Genomic DNA, 15916 nt, shown 5'->3' on the forward strand with positions numbered 1-15916 from the left:
AATATGTTATATTGATAGCGGTACCAGATAATCACTTATAAGCCACCCCACAGTTGTAATATGCAATATCGCATATCCGGTTCCTAATAAAACTTGAGGTGATCTTGTTATGGAAAAAGCTTCTCAGCCGCGTCCAGATAAAGTGTTTGTGGAACTGACATTTGATGAGGCGCTTGCTTTGACGGGAGTTCGTTTTCCTCAAAATCAGCAGGTCGGCACGACAGCAAGACAAAAAATTCGGGCAGCCTGCGAAAAGACATTTGATTTACCCCCTACAGATAAGGTAGACTATGAACTACTGACTTAGTTGGACCCCAATCCAAATATATTGAAGAAGGAATTCCTTGATCATCCATTTCGGAAGGTCATGTGGATTCCTTTTTCCTTTTTCAGCAGTGACCAGGATTAGCAATACAGTATGTCTAACGAGTATTCATTGACCTGAACTGCGTAAGCAATTTGGGATGAAAGTACAAGCTTAATACACAAGAAATATGTAAAATCCGTATTTTGTCTAAAATAGCCGTTTACTTTTAAGCTGAAGTTCGGCACAATATTGCAGGGAGCAAGCAATACACAGGAACTTATTTAATGGAGGAATAAGATGCGTCTACGCGGTAGAAAAGGAATACGTGAAAATCTGGAGCAGCAGCCTGAGCTGGTCGTGCTGGAGCCAGGAGAGCATAAGGGGAAATGGGCAAAACTGTTCGGTAACGACCGCCCGATTCATGTGGAATTCGGTATGGGGAAGGGACAATTCATCAGTCAGATGAGCTTCCGCAACCCCGACATCAATTATATAGGCTTCGACATGTATGATGAGCTGGTCCGCAGAGCAAGCGACAAGGCAAGAAATGCCTGGAGTGAACGCGAGGTGGATACACCGCCCAACCTGAAGCTGGCACTGGCTAACATTGAGACCATCGAAAATGTCTTCGAAGCAGGAGAGGTTGAGCGGGTCTATCTGAACTTTAGTGATCCTTGGCCCAAGTCAAAGCATGCACGCCGTCGCTTGACTCATCCTCGGTTCCTTACGAAATACCGCCATATTCTGAATAGCGACGGTCAGATTCATTTTAAGACGGATTCTGAGACATTATTCGAATTCTCGCTGAATTCGTTCGCTGACAGCGGCCTGCAAATGACCAATATCTCATTGAACCTGCATAGAGACGGGATTAATGAGGAGCATGTCATGACAGAATACGAGCAGAAATTCATGGGTAAAGGGATGAACATTCACCGGGTGGAGGTTGTCATTGGCGAGAAAATTTACGCAGAATACAACAAGACCAGGCTGGACAAGTACTAATTGCGATCCATGTTATGGCGTACGTGCGCTCGGCAACTTGGTTCGGTAGTGGATAAGAAGGTCCCACAAGAGGGCGCAAGCTCAGGCTGCAACAGTCTGGAGCTTGTGTCTTTTTCTCGTAGAGTTAGGATGAAGAGTCATTATATGAAAATGTATATGTAACTTTTTTCCTTGTCGTGCGTTATATACGTTTGTTATGCAGTTTCAATATTCAATATATGCAGCTTATGCAGAGGAAGGAAAGGAAGGGAATCGTTATTTATTACTTCATGACTTATCGAAGCTGGTCAGATGAGCGTCAGTCCGAAACGGGGATACTTGACGAGATATCTGTTCCCCGTGATGAACTGTTCATGCGCAAGCTGGTAGACGCCACTGTGATAACAGGCAAGCTATGGCTCCATCTATCCAATGAGAGTGATGGGCGGGATCATGCAGTGTATGTGACAGACATGCAGCGCCAACTGCCAGCTGAGTATGGCTCAGCTATTATCGATGCTGTAAAGTCACCACGCTCGGCATCTCTGATGTTCATGGCGGAGTATAGACTATGGAATGGTAGATCATTCGAGGATAAGGAGCTGGCGGGTATCACGGCATATACGTTGGAACTCGCTGAACGCTTGCTGGACCATTATATGGTTCATAATGGGGCTACCTACGAATTCGTATACTCCGTCTTGGATACGGAGGCCAAGAAGGTGCTGCTGTTCATGAAAGAGGTGAATTTGTAAATGTCTGAAGAAGAGCGCAAAAGCAAATCTAGTCCCGGCTCGCGTGCGAAGCTGGCTGCCTTCTCTCTAATGCTGGCCGTCCCGGCAGTCTTGTCTGGCTGTGGTACGACCACGAATGACGATTGTGACCCAGAATATGATGATAATTCCTGCGAGCGTAGCTCCAGTCACAGCTCTTACCGCGGAGGGAGCTCTTTTTATAACGGCAGTAAGGATAAAAGCTCCTACAGCTCCTCAGGCTCGTCCAGCTCTAAGTCAAGCGGCTTTGGAAGCTTCTTCAGTGGCTCGGGAGGTTGAAGAGCGTGAGAGCAGTACATACTTTGCCCCTTAGCCATGAAGAGGTGTTCGAGGGGAAGGCTGGGCGACATGTCCCTTATCACCGAATGTACGGCAAGCAGTATTGTGTCCCGGCCTTGACCGTGTATACAAAGACCGAAATGCAGGAGCTGCGTGCTGCCGCAGAGGCTATTGATGCTATCTATTGCAAGGTCATGCGTTTCGTCCAGCGTTACCTACCTGACAACTTTTTGATTCAGCAGCTCGGTCTTCATCCTGCTCTAGTGCCCGTTGTACGTCAGGAGATGGTGACAGGGGGCATCACGCGTCAGGATTGGATCATCGGAGAGACCGGACTTAAATGTATCGAGAATAACACGGATACGCCTACAGGTATTCCCGAGGCAGCAGCGCTGGAATCCACTCTTATCGAACTAGCTGCAGGAGCAGGGTTATCGTCGCCGTCTGTAGCTATGGACGAATGCATTCGTGCCTGCTTTCGCATGTGGCTGGAAGCTTACGCACAGCAGGGTTTGCAAGGGCCCGTTACGTTCACCTCGTTCGGTGAGCACCTGGAGGACCGCACGAATACGGAGTACCTGATGCAACGCTGTCGTGAGGCTGGATTCGACATTCGCTATGCGCCGCTCGAAGAGCTGGAGATCATACCGGGCGATGCGCTATATCATGCGGGGCATAAGATCAATCTTTTATACCGCCTCTATCCCTTGGAATACCTGGTGGATGATCGAGATGAGAAGACAGGAGTAGATATTGGTGTTGCGTTGCTGGAACTGGTGAAGGAAGGCCGGCTTGGTCTGATGAATCCCGCACAGCATGTCCTGATGCAGAGTAAAGGCTTCATGGCCACGATCTGGTCCCTTTATGAGCGTAATGAGCAGACCCCGGAGTATTGCGGCTTTCGTTTGTTCCAGGATGAAGAGCTTGAGTTGATTTCACGATATTTGCTGCCTACGTATTTCGAAGCTGGTCCGTTTGAGCTGCAATCCATACCTTACGTTGCGAAGAGCTATTGGGGACGAGAAGGTCGGGGCACGGAGTTGTTTGAGGGGAATAGGGAACTGCTGCCTACAGAGGATAAGGATGAAGATGAAGAGCTTATGGCCTATTATCATCAGCAACCGAAGATTTATCAGGAGCTGGCCCCCATGCAGGAGGTTCGGATCGAGACAGAGGAAGGCCCATACTGCGGTTATTTGCTGACAGGTGTATTCGTGATCGGAGGCCGCTTTGCTGGCGTTTTGCCTCGTATTGGGGAAAAGGTTACTGGAGATATGGCTTATTATTGTGCAGCATCCGTGATGGATAGAGAACAGGAGGAGAACAAATGAATAATTTGGGAGTGAACCTGCTTAATGTCTTGACAGGCTTAGGCATTCTGCTGGTTGTGCTTGTGTGTAGCTACTTTGTGTTCAGCAAATTGACCCGCTATAACGATAGTGAAGAGATAGCCAAGGGCAATGAGGCTGCAGGGATGTATATGGGTAGTAAAATGCTTGGGTTGTGCATTATCGTGGGGATGGTGTCCTTCTCAAGCCATTCGTGGCTGGAAATGCTGCTGTGGTCCGTCGTGGGCATCGCGGTATTATGTCTGGTCTATATTGTGTTTGACTTCCTGACTCCTAAGATGCGTATATGTGACCAGATTGCTCAGGGCAATATGGCAGTAGCACAGCTGCTGCGCTCAATCATTCTTGGTGTGTCCATCGTCATCGGCACCTTTTTGATGTGAGCTGTGCGTGTAGAGAGCTCCGTCAATAATATCGGATAAAGAAAACCGCCTCCGAAGTGGAAGACTCTTCTTTCACTTCGGAGGCGGTTTGTTAGTTATAAGTCCTGATGATCGTGGCTCTGCGTGAGCCGACTGTCAGAAATGTTCTATTGTATGACTCCTTGCTGGCTACGCTCCAGCATGTCGATAATGCTTTGTGCGCTTTGTAGTGGGTGATACATGGCGATGCGGGCGGCTTGGGCCTTACGCTTTTGCTGCACCTCTGTATAATGGTGAACCATCCGATTCATCCATTTGACGATGACATCTGTGGATGAGATCGTCTCCCCCAAGCCTAAGGCAGTGAAGTATTGGCTGTTCTCTTCCTCTTGTCCTGGCAATGGGTTATGGAACAGCATCGGAATTCCTTTGGCCAGACCTTCAGAGCAAGTCATTCCCCCAGGCTTGGTAATCAGAAGGTCCGACACTTCCATCAGCTTATCAATCTCGCGGGTGAAGCCGAGCAGGTGGATATGAGGATGCCTGTAGCGGCTGTCCTGCTGTAGCTTCTGTAGCATTTTATGATTGTTACCAAGGCAAAAGATAATCTGAATATCCTTCTTCCAGCGGGAAATGAACTCATGAAGCTGCGTATCATTCAGCATCCCCCAGCCGCCTCCCATCACAAGCACCGTAGGGATGGCCTTAAGTCCGAACTGTTCCCGAATCTCCTCGTGACTAGGATGCTCCCAGAAGTCCGGGTGTACGGGGATTCCGGTCACCTGTATCTTCATGAACGGAACTCCTCTGGTGCGAAGCTTGCGCATGACCTCTGGCGTCGAGACAAAATATTTGTCTACCTCCGGTGTGATCCAGGTACCGTGTGCATCATAGTCGGTGATGACTGTACAGAGCGGCACGTTTAATCCCAGCCGCTTCAGTCTTGAGATTACTGCACTAGGGATGGGATGGGTACATACAATCATATCCGGTTTAAGCTGGCGAATGATGCTTCTTGTATGGGTATAGAACAATCGATGAAGAGCCATGGTTGTTAACCGATTAAGTGACTTCTTATACTGATGACGATACACCATGCCGACCAGACGAGGCTGAGAGGTAAGTGTTTTCTTATAGGCTGTAATGATCCATGGAGCCATCCTGGGATTTAGAAAGGTGCCCAGCTCCATTACCTTGGTCTGGACATGTGGTGACAGCCTGCGCAGACTACTTGAGAGTGCATGGGCAGCCTGCGTGTGCCCAGCCCCGAAGCCCTCTGATAACAACAAGACACGTTTTTTTGTCACATCTGTTCACCTGTTCCTGCAGGATTTACTCAGTCTTAACATATAAGGTTTATGGCCAGAATGCAACTGTACCCAGCGCAGCCGAGGAGCCGAGTGTGGCGCCTGCCAGTACATCAGATGGATAATGCAATCCGAGATAGATTCGGGAAACCCCTACGATCATGGCAATGGGTAGAAGCACGACCATGAGAATCGGGGCCTGTGCCATGAATGGCACGGTTACTGAAAAGATAGCTGTAGTATGCCCTGACGGAAAAGAATGATCGGTCAAAGGATTGCGAAAGGTATTAGTACCAGGCAGCTTGATGTAAGGTCTGACTCTAGGATACAGTTTTTTGGCAATCGCTACAGGAATATGGCTGACGGCCAGTGCTACAAGCGACTTGAAAGCTACATTTCCCCAAGGAGCTGGTGCTGCGAACCATAATAATAAGGAACAAGAAATCGTAAACGTAGCCCCTCCCAGGTGGGTGAGATAGTACAGCCAGAAGTTCAGGAAACGGTTGTGCAGCCTTCCGTTTATGAACTTGAATACTCCATGTTCCCATTGGAGCAATTTGATAACTAAGCGATTCATGGCGTTCCTCCGGCAACCGCTTCGCTTGGCGACGCGGTAGTTTATTTAAGCTTATAATTATGGCCAGCTTATCGGGCCCTTTCTCCAACATTTACATAATATGATTTCTGGTGCTTCGTCACAGATCATTTTTTAGCCAATGAATTGGTGTGCAACTCGTACAAGTTAGCCAGTCAGTCGTGCACTTATGGAATATATACCAAGAATACATATTATACACGCTTCTAAGCTACGAAGGGAAAATTCCCTATGAAACACTCTGATTCAACAAAATTCGCTGGGCCCTTTTTGCTGTGCCGTATCCTTTTTTAGGGAGAGATTAGGTACTCATTCATCATATTTTCTATTGTGCACTTTTTCAAGAAACATAATGGCAGGTAAATGTTAAAACCGTGCAAAATCATAATGAATGGCAACAAATTCCTTGATCACTTCGTCTTGAATAAGACAAGAATCATACCTGGGACTCATGCAGCGAGTGATTCAAGATAGGTGAATTAAGTTATATAAACTAATGAAATCGGAAATAACTGTTCACGCACCAACTTTGTCCAATCTTCCTTCAGATAGGCATCGCGTCTACTGTAGTTTGTCGAAGGGAGGGACCAAAGAAATAAAAAGTAAGCAAATGGATGAGAATAAGCAATAACAGGCACGATTGAAAGAGTGAAGGCTTAACATCCCCATAATCGGAGATTCCAGACGGTTTTTCTGCCATAAGAAGCAAATTAAAGGTTTTGACAAAAGAATGAAAACCAAGGAAAATCGAGATGGCATTCCGATGGGAGGTTCAGCAGCATTCTTCAACATCCAGTAAAATGAAACACAGGGGTCTTTGGCAGGGGAACCTGTCATGAAAGCTTGAACACAAAGATAAAAAAGAAACAGAAACAAGAGAAAGAAACAGACAGACAGTTCCATGATGATTGGAAGGGTATAAAAAGGGGGTTCTAGGAGAACATGCTGGACGCAATATTTATTACGGTGCAGCTTCTGCTTGCGCTAATCGCAGTCTATCAGTTTGGTTTCTCACTATTTGGCTTGTATCGCAAGAAGAAAAAGCAGCATGCGGAGCCAGTCAAAACTTTTGCCGTACTGGTAGCGGCACACAACGAAGAACAGGTAGTCGGGGCTCTCATGGAGAATCTGAAGCAATTGAATTACCCGAAAGAGTTGTACGATGTGTTCGTCATCTGCGACAACTGCACGGATCGCACTCCGGACATTGTCCGTAGTCATGGCATGAATGCCTGTGTACGTACGAACCCGAATCTGAGAGGTAAAGGCTACGCTATTGAATGGATGCTCAAGGAGCTGTGGAAGATGCCGCGTCAATATGACGCCATCGTTATGTTCGATGCTGATAATCTTGCCCATCCTGACTTCCTGAAGGAAATGAATAATGACCTGTGCGACGGTGCACGTGTCATTCAGGGATACATTGATACGAAGAATCCTGAGGATTCCTGGATTACAGCTGCCTACGGCATTTCCTACTGGTATATCAATCGCCTGTGGCAGTTGTCCCGTAGTAATTTGAAAATGGCGAATTTCCTTGGTGGTACAGGAATGTGCTTTGAGACCAACCTGCTGAAGGAAATGGGCTGGGGCGCAACCAGTCTGGTAGAGGATCTTGAGTTCACAATGCGTTGTACGCAGCGTAACGTATATCCGAGATTCAACTACGAAGCCAAGGTATATGACGAGAAGCCGCTGACATTCAAGGCTTCATCGAGACAAAGATTGCGCTGGATGCAGGGACACTTTACGGTGGCCCGTCGTTATTTCTTCCCATTGTTCTGGCAGGCGCTTAAAGAACGGAGTCTGACCAAGTTCGATATGGCTCTCTACGGGCTGAATGTGTATATCGTCTTGTTCACCTTCCTTATGACCGCAGCAATGTGGGTGGATAACGTGTTTTTCAAAGGACCAAATATCGCAAATATCTATCAGCACTTCCCGTTATGGATCGGTGTAGTTGCTATTGGCTTGAATATCGTTACCTTCCTGACAGCCATGGCACTCGAAAAGGTGACCTACAAGAAGGTGTATCTGTATCTGCTCCTATTCCCGGTGTATCTGATCTCTTGGTATCCGATTACGTTCTATGCGTTCTTCACGCAGAACAACAAGCAATGGAGCCATACACAGCATACCCGTGTAGTACGACTGGAAGAGGTTCAAAGCAAGCAAGGCTAATCATCGCTAAGTAAGCAGTTGGCGCGCTGATGTAGTGTGTCCCATTTTCTAGTGGCGATTAGTGCAAGGCTCGAAGTCATGCTGAGGATAATTGCTCGCATGGCTTCAAATTTTTTTTTGTGAAAAGACTTGACTCTGTACAAAATCATGATATATAATAATCGAGTATGCTATTGAGCATGGATTGATCAAGTAGAAGGTCGACTTCTCACCTGACCGATAATCCTATCGGCTGGTCTTCATCCAATCATTTATGAGATGCTTTATCTTCATGAAGAATTGTGATTTAGAAGGGATGTCGGCTGTCGAGCCTGCATCCCTTTTTTTGATTATATCCATTCAGTTTCTGGAGGTGGAAGGTTATTAGTAAGGAACATATGATCAATGATGAGATTCGGGTACGTGAAGTTCGTTTGGTTGGTGCCAATGGGGAACAAATCGGCATCAAGCCGACCCGAGAGGCACTGCAGATGGCGATTGATCTGAACTTGGATCTGGTAAATGTGGCACCACAGGCGAAGCCGCCGGTATGTCGCATTATGGATTACGGCAAATTCCGTTACGAGCAGCAGAAGAAAGACAAGGAAGCCCGTAAAAACCAGAAAATCGTTGATGTGAAAGAGGTATGGTTCCGTTCCAACATTGAGGAAAATGACTATCAGACCAAATTCCGCAATGTTGTGAAATTCCTGAAAGCCGGCGACAAGGTGAAATGCTCTGTCCGCTTCCGCGGTCGTGAGATTGCACATGCCAATGTCGGCCAGCGAATTCTGGAACGCGTAAAGGTTGAAGTTGCAGACATTTGCACCGTGGAGCGCCAGCCTAAGCTGGAAGGGCGCAGCATGATTATGATATTGGCTCCAAAGCTTAAGGAAAATTGAGGAGGAAGTAACAATGCCTAAAATGAAAACTCACAGCAGCCTCAAAGGCCGCTTCAAAATTACCGGATCCGGTAAAGTGACTCGTTACAAAGCTTACAAGAACCACTTGCTTTCCCACAAATCGAAGCGTGCTAAGCGCGTATTGGGCACTAATCCTGTTATGGCTCCAGGTGATGTAAGACGCCTGAAGCAAGGATTGGCTAACCTGAAATAGTATCGGACGGATTATTTGGAAGTACAACAAGCATAAACATTATTTGGGAGGTCTTTGAATATGGCTAGAGTAAAGGGCGGATTCGTTGTTCGTCGTCGTCATAAAAAAGTATTGAAGCTTGCTAAAGGTTATTTTGGTTCCAAACACCGCATTTTCAAAACTGCTAATGAGCAGGTAATGAAATCCCTGGTATACGCTTACCGTGACCGTCGTCAAACTAAGCGTAACTTCCGTAAGCTGTGGATCGTACGTATCAATGCAGCTGCTCGTATGAACGGTCTGTCCTACAGCAAGCTGATCCATGGTCTGAAGCTGGCTGGTATCGACATGAACCGCAAAATGCTGGCTGACCTGGCTGTGAACGATATCAACGCGTTCAACTCGCTGGCTGGCGTAGCAAAAGAAAAAATCAACGCATAAGTCATGCAATCGAATAAGCCGCCGGTCTCCGGCGGTTTTTCTATGACTATTAATCTTAAGAACAAATGCCTCTGTAACGTGACCGTTTTTGGAGTTCATGATGGGGGCTTTCTTGTGCCCACTATATTAATTCCAATAATATACATATGGAGCAAAAAGGTTCTTAGGTATGTTAAATGAAGTTCAAGTGAAAACTACAAATATACACGGGGAAATTGTTAAAATATCATTGAAACACGAATGAATATTCCATTACGTGTAATATTGTTTGTTTTTCGCCAAATTATAACGCTTTCATTGTGCAGTGCTTAAAAAAAATTGACCAAAGGTCACGTTTCAACTGGATTTTGTACGGGCTTAATTGTATAATCTCTACAGTAAGCGTCCATAACAGCTTCCTCAACAGATATAGACAAGATATGTCAAAGTGAGTCAGGCAGTTAAGGATTTAACATTAAGGGGGAACATATTCAGAATGAAGAAACTATTCAGTATGTCTTTGGTAATGCTTCTGGCTATCTCCGTAATTCTGGCTGGTTGCGGTAACAACGGTCAAGGCGCAAGCAATGAAGGTGGCGGTAACGCTTCCGGCGGCGAAGCTCCAAAATCCGAATTGAAGATCGGTATGGTAACTGACGTTGGTGGGGTAAACGACAAATCCTTTAACCAATCTGCATGGGAAGCTCTTGAGGCTGTTCAAGCAGAAGGCGGTGCAACCGTTAAATACTTGCAAAGTAAAAACGACCAAGACTATGATCCGAACCTGAACCAGTTCATTAAGGATGGTTACGCTCTGACTTGGGGTATCGGCTTCAACCTGGCTAACGCCATCGAGAAAGCTGCTAAAGAGAACCCAGACAGTAACCTGGGTATCATCGATAGCGTTGTAGATCTTCCTAATGTTAAATCAGTGACTTTTGCTGAGAATGAAGGTTCCTTCCTCGTAGGTGTTGTTGCTGGTCTGACAACAAAAACGAACAAAATTGGTTTCGTAGGTGGACAAGACAGCCCACTGATCAAGCGTTTTGAAATTGGCTTCAAAGCGGGTATCGAGGCTGCCAATCCAGATGCTAAGCTAATCTCGAACTACACAGGTGCTTTTGACAAGCCTGACCAAGGTAAAGCTGCTGCTGCAACATTGTACAATGATGGTGCAGATATTATCTTCCACGCAGCTGGCGCTACAGGTAACGGGGTGTTCAATGAAGCTCTGTCCCGTGTGAAAGCAGGTCAACAAGTATGGGTTATTGGTGTTGATAAAGACCAATCTCTTGAATTCGGTGACGAAGTTACACTGACTTCCATGATCAAGCGTGTAGATGAAGCGGTGAAGAGAGTATCTCAAGAAGTTGTTGATGGTACGTTCAAAGGCGGCATCGAGACACTGACGCTGAAGGAGAACGGTGTAGGTCTTCCTGAAACTAACAAGAACCTCAGCCAGGATGTACTGGATAAAGTTGAGGAGTACAAACAAAAGATCGTAAATGGTGAAATTACGGTTCCTGCTGAATAATAACTGAGTTCGATCTGAACAAGGAAAAGGTACAACAGGATTGTAAAATGACAAGGCTGGTTCCCAAGACTAGCCTTGTTCTTACGTCTACAGCATGTAAAAATTCAAGCCAACAATCTTAATGTAAGGGTGATCTCATGGATGCAGCGACTCCAGTCGTTGAGTTAAAGCAAATTACAAAGCGATTCCCCGGCATCGTTGCCAACGACTCCATTAGCTTGAAGCTGTTTAAAGGTGAGATTCATGCACTGCTTGGAGAGAATGGAGCGGGTAAGTCTACGCTGATGAACATTCTATTCGGCTTGTATCAGCCGGAAGAAGGCACGATCGAAATGAATGGCAAAACGGTAACCATTGATACACCCAATAAGGCTATTGAATTGGGCATTGGTATGGTGCACCAGCATTTCAAGCTTGTACAGCCATTCACTGTAACCGAGAATATAATTCTTGGCTCGGAGCCGCGCAAGGGGGTTAATATTGACTACAAGCAAGCTGCTGCCGAGGTGCGCAGATTGTCTGAGCAATATGGACTTAGTGTGGACCCGAATGCCAAGATTCAGGATATTTCAGTAGGTATGCAACAGCGGGTAGAAATTATCAAGACATTGTACCGCGGAGCGGACATTCTCATATTTGATGAGCCTACAGCCGTTCTGACACCCCAAGAAATCAGCGAGCTGATGGACATTATGAAGCGCCTCGTAGCTGAAGGCAAGTCCATCATCCTAATCACGCACAAACTGAAGGAAATTATGCACATTTCCGATACGGTAACGATTATTCGCCGCGGGAAGGTTATTGATACAGTTACCACTTCGGAGACCTCTCCGAATGAGCTTGCCGAAAAAATGGTGGGACGTCGTGTCTCCTTCAAGGTAGACAAGAAAGCGGCCGAGCCGGGTCAAGTCGTTATGGACATCAAGGATTTGGTCTCCAAGAATAAAGATGGCATCTCTGTGCTGGACAAGCTTAGCCTGCAGGTGAAGGCTGGTGAAATTCTAGGGATTGCTGGCGTCGATGGCAACGGGCAGAGTGAACTGATTGAGGCTTTGACAGGACTGCGCAAGGTGGATAGCGGGAATGTAATGCTTCTGGGCAAGGAAATCACGAATCAGTCCCCTCGTCACATCTCTGAGGCAGGGGTTGCTCACATCCCTGAGGATCGTCACAAGCATGGTCTGGTGCTCGATTTTGATATGAGCGAGAACATGGTTCTGGAGACGTATTACCAGAAGCCATACAACAATAAGGGCTTCTTGAATTTCGAGGCGATCTATGCCCAAGCGAAGCGTCTGATTGAGCGGTTTGACGTGCGTACACCAAGTATTAGTACCAAAGCACGCTCCCTGTCCGGTGGTAACCAGCAGAAAGCCATCATTGCGCGGGAAATTGACAAGAATCCTGATGTACTGATTGCTGCCCAGCCTACACGCGGACTTGATGTAGGGGCCATCGAGTTCGTGCAGCAACAGCTTATTGCACAGCGAGATCAGGGTAAGGCAGTTCTGTTGATTTCTTTTGAGTTGGATGAAATTATGAATGTGTCGGACCGCATCGCAGTCATTTATGAAGGTCATATTGTAGGTGAAGTGCTTCCGGAGCATACCAATGACCAAGAGCTTGGTATGATGATGGCAGGCAGCACGGCGAAGAGAGGTGCGGAGCATGGCTAACATTCTTAAATTTTTTACGAAGGATTCCTTCGTCCTCGTTATAGTTGCCATTATTATGGGCTTTATATTGGGAGCTCTTGTTATGATGGTCGGTGGTTATAATCCAATTACGGCCTATGGGGCACTGTTCACGCGTGTATACGGAAATGCTTACAACTTCGGGGAAGCCATTCGTGAGATGACTCCGCTTATTATGACGGGTCTGGCGTTCGCTTTTGCTGCGCGTGCAGGCTTGTTCAATATCGGTGGTGAGGGACAATTCCTGATCGGCATGACGGCAGCTTCTGTAGTCGCGATCCAGTTTAAGGGCTTGCCAGCATTCATTCATGCACCTCTGGCTATCATCGCTGGTGCGGTATTTGGTGGCCTGTGGGCTTCCATAGCGGGTATCCTTAAATCAACACGGGGCGTCAACGAGGTTATCACCTGTATCATGTTGAACTGGATCGGATTATTTACTGCGAACCTTGTGGTAAATCGGACCATGCTGCTGGAAGGACAGAACAGATCGCTCGATATTGAGCCGACCGCTTCGATCTCCATTGATTGGCTGGCTCAAATGATGGACAATGCTCGTGTTCACTGGGGTACATTGATAGCTGTATTGGCAGCGATCTTCTTCTACATTTTCCTCTGGAAGACCAAGCAAGGATTTGAGCTACGTGCAGTAGGCTTCAACCAGGATGCATCACGCTATGCAGGGATGAATGTGAATCGCAATGTGGTGAAGGCGATGTTCATCAGTGGAACCTTTGCTGGACTTGCTGGTGCCTTCGAGGTGCTCGGCGTGTTCCATTATCAATCTGTTATGGCTGGTTCACCAGGAACAGGCTTTGACGGCATCGCCGTCGCTCTGATTGGAATGAATAATCCATTTGGTATTTTGCTGGGCTCGGTGCTCTTCGGTACACTGACTTATGGCTCTGCAGGGATGAGCTTTACAGCAGATGTGCCGCCAGAGATTACACGTATCGTAATCGGGTCCATTATCTTCTTCATTGCGGCACAAGGGATCGTACGTTGGGTCCTGAAGCCGTTCTACATGAAGCGCAAGAAAGAGAAGGTGTTGTAATATGGATTTAGTAACCTTGGGTCAGCTCATCAATACGACGCTTGTGTTTGCTACAGCGCTCATATTCGCCTCACTCGGCGGCATCTTCTCAGAACGTTCTGGTGTCACCAATCTGGGGATCGAGGGTCTAATGGTATTCGGCGCCTTTGCTGCGGGCATTGGGGCTTACTATGCGGAGTCTGCTGGACTGAGTGGCTTTGCTGCCGCCTGCGTAGGAGTACTGGCAGCTGCTGTCTTCGGGATTATCGTATCCCTCATTCACGCTGTTGCGTCCATCACCTTCAAGGCGGATCAGATTATCAGTGGTATCGTTATTAACTTCCTGGCAGCAGGAAGCACACTATATCTTGTGAAGCTGCTCTTTAACGGCTCAGGTGAGACGGACTTGGTGCAAGGCTTCGCCAAGCTGAATATTGATGGGTTGACGAACATTCCATTCATCGGAAGTGTCTTCTTCAACGCTTATCCGACAACCTATTTGGCCGTAATTCTGGTATTCGCAAGCTACTATGTGCTGAACAAGACGCCTTTTGGTCTTCGTCTACGCGCTGTAGGTGAGCATCCAAGTGCAGCGGATACGGTTGGGGTCAAGGTTAATCGTTTGCGCTACCTGGGTGTAATGATCAGTGGTGCGCTCGCTGGAATCGGTGGGGCTACGATTACATTAACGACGACCAATACGTTCTCTCACAATACGATTTCAGGTCAGGGCTTTATCGCAATTGCTGCCATGATCTTCGGAAAATGGAATCCTGTCGGAGCATTCTGGGCCGCAGTGTTCTTCGGGTTCTCCCAGGCCATTCGTAACTATGTTACCTTGTTCGATTGGTCCAAGAGTATTCCCCAGGAAATTATCTATATGATGCCTTATTTGCTCACGATTATTGTGCTGGTAGCCGCTGTAGGACGCTCACATGCGCCTGCGGCACTTGGACAGCCTTATGATCCGGGCAAACGGTAAAAAAAACAAATATACAGGCGAACAGCAATTCTCCATAGTGGAGGGTTGCTGTTTTTTTTGTTGCTGGGATGCTCTTCGTTCACCTAACTTCTGCTGCATGGGACAGACGAACAATCCGATAGTTCCACCGTTGAATAATGTGAGTTATGCAGGTTGGTACAACCAATCGCAACATTGTCCCTGCATGGGGAAGGAGGTTCTAGCATTGAAATCATCTGTGACCAGAACACAAGCGAAGCAACTGGTAGGTAAGCAGATTGTTGCTATGAAAAAAGACGGCTCGCGTGTAACAGGCAAGCTACTGCGTATCTCCGGGAACAAGCTGATCCTGCAGAGAAACAAAGGTAAAAAAGTGCACACGAAAGCAATCATCCCGCTGGTATTATTCGATCTCTTGGCTATTGGAACGGCACCTTATGTCTATGGTGGCTATCCAGGCGGGGGTTACCCAGGTGGTGGGTATCCAGGGTGTGGAGATGGCTGCGATACGCCCAAACCTGTGCCGTATTCGTATGGTCCTGGCCCGTACGGACCCTATGGTGGAGGATTCTTCTAAATTAAAGTAGCTTATCCAGCTCATAGCAACGACTTGCAGAGATATAGCGAGCAATGTGGTACCCATGTCTTAAATAAAAGCGTACGGCTCGCTGATTACCCTCATCGACTAGCAGCTTAGCCTTACTGCATTGCTTGAGACGGCCATATTGCTCAGCAGCACGAAGCAAGCTACTTCCATGCCCCTTTCTTTGCTTGGAGGTATCTATGGCCAGCATATCAATGTTCAAGAGAGCACCGTACACGAAAAGGTGAACAAAACCAACCGCCTGAGCATCATGATCCTCACAGCTAACAAAGGTGACGCCCCGGCGAAGTCTCCGGGGCAGATCCTTCTTAACTTGTTGAATATCCTGAGGAGACAAGTGAGATAATGGTACTAGCTCCTGATCAATCAGCCACCGAATGGCTGCGTCATCTTGGGCAGATTTGCGGTGTCGGATCATGTGAGCATCCTCCTGTACGTGCGAGTCGAGAGCCGATACCT

18 protein-coding genes are annotated in these 15916 nt (G+C 47.1%); 15 read left to right on the plus strand and 3 right to left on the minus strand.

Going from position 1 to position 15916, the window contains the following annotated elements; translation table 11 throughout:
- Positions 1-109 precede the first annotated feature (109 nt).
- The 6 genes from MKX74_RS06400 to MKX74_RS06425 all read left to right on the plus strand — a co-directional run bounded on the left by MKX74_RS06400 (position 110) and on the right by MKX74_RS06425 (position 4075).
- Positions 110-307 carry a hypothetical protein gene (locus MKX74_RS06400; protein WP_025681163.1) on the plus strand — a complete coding sequence of 66 codons (198 nt, stop codon included), beginning with the start codon at positions 110-112 and terminating at the stop codon, positions 305-307.
- Between the two features lie 297 nt (positions 308-604).
- Positions 605-1312, plus strand: coding sequence for a tRNA (guanosine(46)-N7)-methyltransferase TrmB (gene trmB, locus MKX74_RS06405; RefSeq protein ID WP_341177851.1), 708 nt, complete (start codon positions 605-607; stop codon positions 1310-1312).
- A 269-nt stretch (positions 1313-1581) separates the two neighbouring features.
- Positions 1582-2046 carry a hypothetical protein gene (locus MKX74_RS06410; protein WP_341177852.1) on the plus strand — a complete coding sequence of 155 codons (465 nt, stop codon included), beginning with the start codon at positions 1582-1584 and terminating at the stop codon, positions 2044-2046.
- Entirely contained in the window at positions 2047-2343 is a 297-nt protein-coding gene (locus MKX74_RS06415; protein WP_341177853.1) for a hypothetical protein, read from the plus strand.
- 5 nt (positions 2344-2348) lie between these two features.
- Positions 2349-3674 (plus strand): glutathionylspermidine synthase family protein, encoded by a 1326-nt coding sequence (locus MKX74_RS06420; RefSeq protein ID WP_341177854.1) that lies wholly within the window; start codon positions 2349-2351, stop codon positions 3672-3674.
- Complete coding sequence (locus tag MKX74_RS06425) at positions 3671-4075, plus strand: DUF350 domain-containing protein (RefSeq protein ID WP_341177855.1); 405 nt, start codon at positions 3671-3673, stop codon at positions 4073-4075. The genes MKX74_RS06420 and MKX74_RS06425 overlap by 4 nt, the downstream gene beginning before the upstream one ends.
- 146 nt (positions 4076-4221) lie before the next feature.
- Here MKX74_RS06425 and MKX74_RS06430 read toward each other — a convergent pair whose 3' ends face one another.
- Together MKX74_RS06430 and MKX74_RS06435 are read right to left on the minus strand one after the other, a co-directional pair.
- Complete coding sequence (locus MKX74_RS06430; protein ID WP_341177856.1) at positions 4222-5361, minus strand: MGDG synthase family glycosyltransferase; 1140 nt, start codon at positions 5359-5361, stop codon at positions 4222-4224.
- Positions 5362-5410: 49 nt separating this feature from the next.
- Positions 5411-5938: a phosphatase PAP2 family protein gene (locus MKX74_RS06435; RefSeq protein WP_018886453.1), complete on the minus strand. Its 528-nt coding sequence runs from the start codon at positions 5936-5938 to the stop codon at positions 5411-5413.
- Positions 5939-6898: 960 nt separating this feature from the next.
- On the opposite strand from MKX74_RS06435, the gene MKX74_RS06440 reads away from it, so the two are divergent.
- The 9 genes from MKX74_RS06440 to MKX74_RS06480 all read left to right on the plus strand — a co-directional run bounded on the left by MKX74_RS06440 (position 6899) and on the right by MKX74_RS06480 (position 15430).
- Entirely contained in the window at positions 6899-8137 is a 1239-nt protein-coding gene (locus tag MKX74_RS06440; RefSeq protein WP_341177857.1) for a glycosyltransferase family 2 protein, read from the plus strand.
- A gap of 377 nt (positions 8138-8514) precedes the next feature.
- Positions 8515-9018, plus strand: coding sequence for a translation initiation factor IF-3 (gene infC, locus MKX74_RS06445; protein WP_018886451.1), 504 nt, complete (start codon positions 8515-8517; stop codon positions 9016-9018).
- A 13-nt stretch (positions 9019-9031) separates the two neighbouring features.
- Positions 9032-9232: a 50S ribosomal protein L35 gene (gene rpmI, locus MKX74_RS06450; RefSeq protein ID WP_018886450.1), complete on the plus strand. Its 201-nt coding sequence runs from the start codon at positions 9032-9034 to the stop codon at positions 9230-9232.
- A gap of 60 nt (positions 9233-9292) precedes the next feature.
- Positions 9293-9652, plus strand: a complete 360-nt coding sequence (rplT, locus tag MKX74_RS06455) for a 50S ribosomal protein L20 (RefSeq protein WP_018886449.1) — start codon at positions 9293-9295, stop codon at positions 9650-9652.
- Positions 9653-10127: 475 nt separating this feature from the next.
- Positions 10128-11165 carry a BMP family lipoprotein gene (locus MKX74_RS06460; protein WP_018886448.1) on the plus strand — a complete coding sequence of 346 codons (1038 nt, stop codon included), beginning with the start codon at positions 10128-10130 and terminating at the stop codon, positions 11163-11165.
- 137 nt (positions 11166-11302) lie between these two features.
- Positions 11303-12841 (plus strand): ABC transporter ATP-binding protein, encoded by a 1539-nt coding sequence (locus MKX74_RS06465; protein WP_018886447.1) that lies wholly within the window; start codon positions 11303-11305, stop codon positions 12839-12841.
- The gene (locus MKX74_RS06470; protein ID WP_341177858.1) at positions 12834-13913 is read left to right on the plus strand and encodes an ABC transporter permease; all 1080 of its coding nucleotides are present in this window, start codon (positions 12834-12836) and stop codon (positions 13911-13913) included. The genes MKX74_RS06465 and MKX74_RS06470 overlap by 8 nt, the downstream gene beginning before the upstream one ends.
- Position 13914: 1 nt before the next feature.
- Positions 13915-14874 carry an ABC transporter permease gene (locus MKX74_RS06475; RefSeq protein WP_018886445.1) on the plus strand — a complete coding sequence of 320 codons (960 nt, stop codon included), beginning with the start codon at positions 13915-13917 and terminating at the stop codon, positions 14872-14874.
- Between the two features lie 205 nt (positions 14875-15079).
- Complete coding sequence (locus MKX74_RS06480; RefSeq protein WP_018886444.1) at positions 15080-15430, plus strand: hypothetical protein; 351 nt, start codon at positions 15080-15082, stop codon at positions 15428-15430.
- Position 15431: 1 nt separating this feature from the next.
- On the opposite strand, the gene MKX74_RS06485 is transcribed toward MKX74_RS06480, so the two are convergent.
- Positions 15432-15875, minus strand: coding sequence for a GNAT family N-acetyltransferase (locus MKX74_RS06485; RefSeq protein ID WP_341177859.1), 444 nt, complete (start codon positions 15873-15875; stop codon positions 15432-15434).
- Positions 15876-15916: the final 41 nt, after the last annotated feature.

This window comes from Paenibacillus sp. FSL K6-1230 (genome assembly GCF_038002385.1).
Classification (GTDB): domain Bacteria; phylum Bacillota; class Bacilli; order Paenibacillales; family Paenibacillaceae; genus Paenibacillus; species Paenibacillus massiliensis.

Bases quoted from the DNA above. Each gene is read 5' to 3' on its own strand.
- MKX74_RS06400 (WP_025681163.1), top strand. From the start codon at position 110: ATGGAAAAAGCTTCTCAGCCGCGTCCAGATAAAGTGTTTGTGGAACTG.
- trmB (WP_341177851.1), top strand. From the start codon at position 605: ATGCGTCTACGCGGTAGAAAAGGAATACGTGAAAATCTGGAGCAGCAG.
- MKX74_RS06410 (WP_341177852.1), top strand. From the start codon at position 1,582: ATGACTTATCGAAGCTGGTCAGATGAGCGTCAGTCCGAAACGGGGATA.
- MKX74_RS06415 (WP_341177853.1), top strand. From the start codon at position 2,047: ATGTCTGAAGAAGAGCGCAAAAGCAAATCTAGTCCCGGCTCGCGTGCG.
- MKX74_RS06425 (WP_341177855.1), top strand. From the start codon at position 3,671: ATGAATAATTTGGGAGTGAACCTGCTTAATGTCTTGACAGGCTTAGGC.
- MKX74_RS06435 (WP_018886453.1), bottom strand. From the start codon at position 5,938: ATGAATCGCTTAGTTATCAAATTGCTCCAATGGGAACATGGAGTATTC.
- MKX74_RS06440 (WP_341177857.1), top strand. From the start codon at position 6,899: ATGCTGGACGCAATATTTATTACGGTGCAGCTTCTGCTTGCGCTAATC.
- infC (WP_018886451.1), top strand. From the start codon at position 8,515: ATGATCAATGATGAGATTCGGGTACGTGAAGTTCGTTTGGTTGGTGCC.
- rpmI (WP_018886450.1), top strand. From the start codon at position 9,032: ATGCCTAAAATGAAAACTCACAGCAGCCTCAAAGGCCGCTTCAAAATT.
- rplT (WP_018886449.1), top strand. From the start codon at position 9,293: ATGGCTAGAGTAAAGGGCGGATTCGTTGTTCGTCGTCGTCATAAAAAA.
- MKX74_RS06460 (WP_018886448.1), top strand. From the start codon at position 10,128: ATGAAGAAACTATTCAGTATGTCTTTGGTAATGCTTCTGGCTATCTCC.
- MKX74_RS06465 (WP_018886447.1), top strand. From the start codon at position 11,303: ATGGATGCAGCGACTCCAGTCGTTGAGTTAAAGCAAATTACAAAGCGA.
- MKX74_RS06470 (WP_341177858.1), top strand. From the start codon at position 12,834: ATGGCTAACATTCTTAAATTTTTTACGAAGGATTCCTTCGTCCTCGTT.
- MKX74_RS06475 (WP_018886445.1), top strand. From the start codon at position 13,915: ATGGATTTAGTAACCTTGGGTCAGCTCATCAATACGACGCTTGTGTTT.
- MKX74_RS06485 (WP_341177859.1), bottom strand. From the start codon at position 15,875: ATGATCCGACACCGCAAATCTGCCCAAGATGACGCAGCCATTCGGTGG.